Below are 1,310 nucleotides of genomic sequence, written 5' to 3'. Positions count from 1 at the left end.
TCCCGCTTATATCCCCGCCCGATTGGGCGAGGGTTTACGCGGATTTTGCTAAAAATCACCACCCGCGCCTGCCTGGTCAACTACCTGCTGAAAAGCCTGCAAGTACACCGACATATAGTTGAAAGTGACCCTCAAGCTCAGCAACTGGTGCTTGTCAACAAAAGCGACATACAGGAATGGCTGTTTGGCTGAAAACTTGCGTTTAACTGCCATGAACTGACAGGGATCAATAAAGACTGTCAGATCAGATGACATTGGGCTTTAGTCAGGGTTGCGAGTTTTTGTTGAAGGCGGCAAGGTAAGAAGTGCCGCCAAAAATGGAAAAGGGAATATGGATAACAAAACCTACATTGCTCATGCCAAACAGGATTCAGAAGGTCAATGGCTTGCACCACACCTCCTGGAAGACCACTTAAAAAAAGTTGCAGGAATTTGTGGCAACACTGCGAGCAGTTTTGAATCGGAAGGCTGGGGGTTTGCAGCAGGCCAGTGGCACGATCTGGGCAAGTATCGCGCTCCTTTTCAAAAATATATTCGGGATGCCTCCGGCTTTGAGCGTGAAAATGCCCATGTTGAACAGGAAAAGAACCCCGGAAGGGTAACCCACTCAACAGCCGGTGCAGTCCATGCCATTAAGCAATGGCCGGGCGTGCCAGGCTATGTACTGGCCTACCTGATCAGTGGTCACCATGCTGGTTTACCTGACTGGTTTGGTGCCCGTGGTTCACTTCAATACCGCCTGTCTGAAGCCGAGCAAGAATATTTTGAATCTCTTCAAGCCCCCATTCCCGAGCAGCTATTAACGGCGCAACAACCCGGTGTACCTTCAGCAGCACTCAGTAAAGACTCCATAGCATTATGGATGCGTGTGCTTTTTTCCTGCTTGGTTGACGCTGACTTCCTGGATACCGAAAGTTATATGTCGCCTGAAAAGCTGAGCAATCGGGGCTGTTATCCGAGTCTGAATGAACTGCATCAGGTGTTTTTTGAAAAAATGCAGAAGCTTCAGGATGAGGCTGATGCAACGGATCTGAACACAACCCGTAAAGCCATTTTTAATGCCTGCCAGCAAATGGCTGTTCAACCCTCCGGCATCTTCAGTCTAACGGTGCCAACCGGCGGCGGAAAAACATTGGCCAGTCTTGGCTTTGCCCTGGAACATGCTAAACGCCACAACAAATCCAGAATCATCTACGCCATCCCCTTTACCAGTATCATTGAACAGAATGCTGATGTGTTCAGGGCATTTCTGGGTGACGAGGTGGTGCTGGAACACCACAGCAGTCTGGATGTTGAACCCGGCTCAGAAA

At 49.5% G+C, this 1,310-nt stretch carries 1 protein-coding gene and 1 pseudogene; both read left to right on the top strand.

The genetic code is table 11. The features are described from left to right. Positions 1-192 (top strand): annotated as a pseudogene (locus IBX50_RS20620) (hypothetical protein); the annotation flags it as partial. 139 nt (positions 193-331) lie between these two features. Further along, positions 332-1,310: CRISPR-associated endonuclease Cas3'' (locus tag IBX50_RS20615; RefSeq protein ID WP_292258315.1), on the top strand; the 979-nt coding region annotated here is incomplete at its 3' end.

The organism is Marinospirillum sp., from assembly GCF_014859565.1.
This window is presented reverse-complemented; position numbering and strand designations above follow the sequence as displayed.